The organism is uncultured Caulobacter sp. (genome assembly GCF_937900395.1).
GTDB lineage: Bacteria > Pseudomonadota > Alphaproteobacteria > Caulobacterales > Caulobacteraceae > Caulobacter.
Window position 1 is genome coordinate 1 of record NZ_CALCDX010000210.1, and the last position, 4,808, is coordinate 4,808.

At 67.1% G+C, this 4,808-nt stretch carries 6 protein-coding genes; 2 read left to right on the forward strand and 4 right to left on the reverse strand.

Annotated features, from left to right (window positions below; translation table 11 throughout):
* Positions 1-353: prephenate dehydrogenase/arogenate dehydrogenase family protein (locus tag Q0379_RS18290; RefSeq protein ID WP_299014893.1), on the reverse strand; the 353-nt coding region annotated here is incomplete at its 3' end.
* 113 nt (positions 354-466) lie between these two features.
* Here Q0379_RS18290 and Q0379_RS18295 point away from each other — a divergent pair.
* Positions 467-1,366, forward strand: coding sequence for a flagellar motor protein MotB (locus Q0379_RS18295; RefSeq protein ID WP_299014894.1), 900 nt, complete (start codon positions 467-469; stop codon positions 1,364-1,366).
* A 99-nt stretch (positions 1,367-1,465) separates the two neighbouring features.
* Positions 1,466-2,305: an arginyltransferase gene (locus Q0379_RS18300; RefSeq protein WP_299014896.1), complete on the forward strand. Its 840-nt coding sequence runs from the start codon at positions 1,466-1,468 to the stop codon at positions 2,303-2,305.
* Here Q0379_RS18300 and Q0379_RS18305 read toward each other — a convergent pair.
* The 3 genes from Q0379_RS18305 to Q0379_RS18315 all read right to left on the reverse strand — a co-directional run.
* Positions 2,302-3,069 (reverse strand): SDR family oxidoreductase, encoded by a 768-nt coding sequence (locus tag Q0379_RS18305; RefSeq protein ID WP_299014898.1) that lies wholly within the window; start codon positions 3,067-3,069, stop codon positions 2,302-2,304. The two genes, Q0379_RS18300 and Q0379_RS18305, sit on opposite strands and share 4 nt — an antisense overlap.
* 12 nt (positions 3,070-3,081) lie before the next feature.
* Positions 3,082-4,017, reverse strand: a complete 936-nt coding sequence (locus tag Q0379_RS18310; protein ID WP_299014900.1) for a nitronate monooxygenase family protein — start codon at positions 4,015-4,017, stop codon at positions 3,082-3,084.
* The coding region (locus tag Q0379_RS18315; RefSeq protein ID WP_299014902.1) for a zinc-binding dehydrogenase at positions 4,014-4,808 on the reverse strand (795 nt) is incomplete at its 5' end. The genes Q0379_RS18310 and Q0379_RS18315, both read right to left, overlap by 4 nt.

Sequence of the window (4,808 nt, forward strand, 5' to 3'; positions counted from 1 at the left end):
ACCGGGGCGTCGACGAAGCTTCTACCACTGGTCGCGGCCAGGGCGGCCATCTCGCGAGCGACCTTGGCCGAGGTGGTGGTGTGGTCGACGATCACGCCGCCTTCGCCCATGGCGGGAAGCGCCTGCGCCACGACGTCGCGCACGTCATTGTCATTGCCGACGCAGAGCAGCACGATCTCGGCGCCCGCGACCGCTTCGGCGATCGTGGCGAAGGCGGATCCGCCATGCTTCTCGGCCCAGCGATGGGCCTTCTCGGGGCTGCGGTTGTAGACGGCGACCTCGTGGCCGGCGGCCTTCAGGTGGCCCGCCATCGGAAAGCCCATAACGCCCAGACCGATAAACGCCGTCTTCATCGCAAACTCCTAGAGTGAAGCCCCGGATTACGCGGCCTTCGCCCGCCACTTCAACCCCATCTTAACGTCCTTTCGGCAGGTTGCGGATCCAAGGTTAAACAGGCTTAAGCACGATGGCGGTCAGCAGCGAGCAACCGATCCTCATCAAGAAGGTGAAGAAGGTCTCGGGCCACGGCCACCACGGCGGCGCCTGGAAGGTCGCCTATGCCGACTTCGTGACCGCGATGATGGCCTTCTTCCTGCTGATGTGGCTGTTGAACACGACCAGCCCCGAGCAGAAGCAGGGCATCGCCGACTATTTCGCGCCCGCCTCGATCTCGTCCACGACCAGCGGCTCGGGCGGCATACTGGGCGGCACGTCGCTGGGCGACGATGGGGCCAAGTCGGACGGCAAGATGTCGGCCATTCAGCAGATGGCTCCCGAGGTTCCGGACAGCGTCGAGAAGGACGGTCAATCGACCGAAACCGCCAGCCTCGCCTCGGCTAGCGAGCAAGCCCTGCGCGACGCCCTGGCCAAGAAGGAGCAGGACAGCTTCGCTTCGGCCGCCCAGTCGCTGCGCCAGTCACTGCAGGACATGCCCGAACTGGCCGAACTGTCGAAGCAGATCTTGATCGACCAGACTCCGGAAGGCCTGCGCATTCAGCTGGTCGACCAGGAAGGCCGCTCGATGTTCCAGGAGAACTCGAAGGTCCCTAACGATCGCGCCCGCATCCTGCTGCGCGCCGTCGCAAAGGTGATCAACCAGCTGCCCAACCGCGTGACCATCTCAGGCCACACCAGCGCCAGCGCCTATGGCAAGAAGCAGGACGGCGACTGGTCGCTGTCGGCCGCCCGCGCCGACGCCTCGCGCCAGATCCTCCGCGCCGCCGGGGTCGACGACGACCGCATCTACCAGGTCTCGGGTAAGGCCAACTCCGAGCCGCTTTACGCCGACGATCCGACCCTGGCTGGAAACCGGCGCATTTCGATTGTCCTGCTGCGCGAAAAGCCGGTGCTGCCCGACGGTCTGTGACCGTTAGCCGCGCAATGCCTCAGCGAAGCTTGCGCAACCGGACGCAATGCCCCCTAATCCGTCTAAGGGCGCATCTAGGCTAGAGGGGACCGGGCTTCCGTGACGCAGCACTTTCCGACGCGACAGCTTCGGTTCTTCCTGACCGCGCCCACGCCTTGCCCGTACCTGCCCGGTCGCGAGGAGCGGAAGGTGTTCGCGCACCTGCCGCTGTCCGACGGCCCGACGGTCAATGACAGCCTGACCCAGGTCGGCTTCCGTCGCTCGCAGAACATCGCCTACCGCCCCGCCTGCGAGACCTGCCGCGCCTGCCAGTCGGCTCGCGCGCCCGCCAGCGAGTACGTGCTGTCGCGCTCCGAGCGGAAGGTTCTGAACCGCAATGACGACCTCGAGCGCCACCTGGTCGAGGCCGAGGCCACGCTGGAGCAGTTCGAGCTGCTGCGCCGCTATTTGCTGGCGCGGCACGCCGACGGCGGCATGGCCGAGATGACCTGGCCCGACTACGTGGCCATGGTCGAGGACACCGCGGTCCGGACCCACCTGATCGAGTATCGTCGAAAGTCTCTGGACCGCGGGCCGGGCGACCTGGTCGCCTGCGTGCTCGTTGATGTCCTCGCCGACGGCCTGTCGCTGGTCTACAGCTTCTATGAGCCCGATGAGACCCGCCGCAGCCTGGGCTCTTTCATCATCCTGGACCATATCGTCCAGGCCCAGGCCGGCAGCCTACCCTATGTCTATCTCGGCTATTGGGTGCCCGGCAGCGAGAAGATGGCCTACAAGGCGCGCTTCTCGCCGCTGGAGATCCTCAAGCCCGGCGGCTGGTCGCTGATGTCGGCCCGCGAGCGGGGCGCTCGCCCCCCTGCCCTGCGCGGCGGCGCCAAGGACACGTGCGATCTGCCCCTTAGCGACGCCGAACCGGCGGAGATCGAAGACCTGGGTTAGCGGGCGAAGCTGACCCCGCCGTCCACGGTCACGGCCCCGCCCATCACGTAATCGCCCGCCCGCGAGGCCAGGTAGATCGCCGCGCCGGCCATGTCCTCTTCCGTGCCGATGCGGCCGGCCGGGATGGCCTTGGAGACCGCGTCGGCGTGGTCGCGCGCGACCTTGTTCATGTCCGAGGCGAAAGCGCCCGGCGCAATGCAGCTGACGGCGATGTTCTCCGGGGCCAGACGCAGGGCCATCCGCTTGGTCATGTGCAGCAGGCCCGCCTTGGAGGCGCCGTAGGGATAGGTCTCGTCCTTGGTCACCGACTGGCCGTCGATCGAGGCGATGTTGATGACCTTGGCCACGTGGTCCTTGGCGGCCGCGCGCAGCGGGCCGATCAGCGCCTGGGTGAGGAAGAACGGCGTCTTCATGTTGAGGTCGACCGTCTTGTCCCAGCCCGCTTCCGGGAACTCGTCGAAGGCCGCGCCCCAGGCTGCGCCGGCATTGTTGACCAGGATGTCCAGCTTGTCCTCGCGTTCCTTGATGCGGTCGGCCAGGCCCTGAATGCCCTCCATCGTCGAGATGTCACCGGGCAGCGAGACGCCCTCGCCAAACTCGCTGAGCGCCTCGGCCGCCGCGTCGCAGGCCGCGGCCTTGCGGGCGGTGATGTAGACGCGCTTGGCGCCGTAGGTCAGGAAGCCCTTGACGATCATCGCGCCGATGCCGCGCGAGCCGCCGGTCACCAGCGCGACACGGCCTTCAAGTGAGAACAGGTTCTGCATGTCGAATATCCTCTAAAAGCCGCGCGTGGCGGCAAGGGCGCCCAGGCGCCCGCAGATGTCGTGGAACTGGGCGACAGTCTCGTCGATGATCTGTTGGACGGGCTTGACCTCATCGATCAGCCCCACGGTCTGACCGGCCAGCGCGGGCGCGGCCTCCATGTCGCCACCGAAATAGACGTTCAGGATGTTCTTCAGCACGTCCGGCGGCATGACGCCGGCCTCGTGAATCTCCTTGGTCAGCCCGGACTTGACAGCCCGGATGCAGGGGCTGGCCTTCTTGTTCAGCACCCAGGTCCCGGTCTCCTTGGCGTCCGTGATGGCCGCCTTGTAGTTGGCGTGCACCGGGCTTTCCGCCGAACTGACGAAGCGGGTGCCCATCTGGATGGCCTCGGCGCCCAGGGCGAAGGCCGCGGCCATGCCGCGCCCGTCGCAGATGCCGCCGGCGGCGACCAGCGGCACATCAACCTTGGCGCGGATGGCCTGCAGCAGGACGAGGGTCGAGACCTCCTCCGGGTTCTTGAAGCCGCCCCCTTCGGCGCCCTCGACGACCAGGCCATCGACGCCAGCCTCGACGCACTTGACCGCCGCATCGACCGTCGGCACCGCGTGATAGACGACGATGCCGGCGTTCTTCAGCGGGCCGATGAACTTGGCTGGACTGCCGGCCGAGGTGGTCACGAACTTGACCCCGCTCTCGCAGACGAAGCGCAGCATGGCGTCGTCACGCAGGAACATGATCGGCAGGTTCACCCCGAAAGGCAGACCAGTGGCCGCCATCTTGGTGATCTCGGCCTTGCAGTTCTCCGTCTCGCCGGACGAGGTCTCGATGATCCCAAGACCACCGGCGCGCGAGACCGCGCTCGCCAGCGGAAACCGGGCGATCCAGCCCATCGGGGCCTGGATGATCGGGTACTTTGCGCCCGTATGGGCCAGCACACGGTTGCTCATGGGATCAGCAGCACCCGGCCGACGGCCTGGCGACTCTCGATATAGGCGTGGGCGGCGGCGGCTTCCGACAACGGGAAGGTCCTGTCGATCAGCACCTCGAGCTCCCCGCGCGCGGCGCGCTCGATCAGATCCTGGATCATGTCGTGCACGCGGTCGGTCATGATCTCCGCCCCGAGAAACACGCCGGTGAGCGAGCGATTGCCGGCCATCAGGGACGAGACGTCGACCTTCATCGGCTCGCGACCGGCGTTGCCGACCAGCGAGACACGTCCGCGATAGCCGAGCGCCCCCAGGCTGCCGGCCAGCGTGGCGCCGCCGACGGGATCGACGACCAGATCGACGCCCTTGCCGCCGGTCAGCTTCATCACCTGCTCGACGAGGTCGTCACGGCTGTAGTTGATCCCGTGCTCCATGCCAAAGGCCTTCAACCGTTCCAGACGCGCGTCGCTGGAGGCCGAGGCCAGCACTGTGGCGCCGGCCTTCTTGGCCAACTGGATCGCGGCGAGCCCCACGGCGCCCGCCCCCGCCTGGACCAGCACGGTTTCACCGGCCTTAAGACGGCCCGCGCCGAACAGGCATTCATGCGCCGTGCCGAACGGCACAGGAATCGCCGAGGCCTTCTGGATGTCGAAGCTGTCCGGAATGGGCCAGGCGTTGCGCGCCGGCACGGCCCGGAGCTCGGCGTGAGAGCCGAAGGCGTTCACGGTCACGACCTTCTGGCCGACCTTGAGATGGGAGACCTCGGCGCCGACTTCGACGATCTCGCCCGCGGCTTGATAGCCGACGATGTG

Coding starts and splice junctions, on each gene's coding strand:
- Q0379_RS18295 (WP_299014894.1), top strand. CDS start 467: ATGGCGGTCAGCAGCGAGCAACCGATCCTCATCAAGAAGGTGAAGAAG.
- Q0379_RS18305 (WP_299014898.1), bottom strand. CDS start 3,069: ATGCAGAACCTGTTCTCACTTGAAGGCCGTGTCGCGCTGGTGACCGGC.
- Q0379_RS18310 (WP_299014900.1), bottom strand. CDS start 4,017: ATGAGCAACCGTGTGCTGGCCCATACGGGCGCAAAGTACCCGATCATC.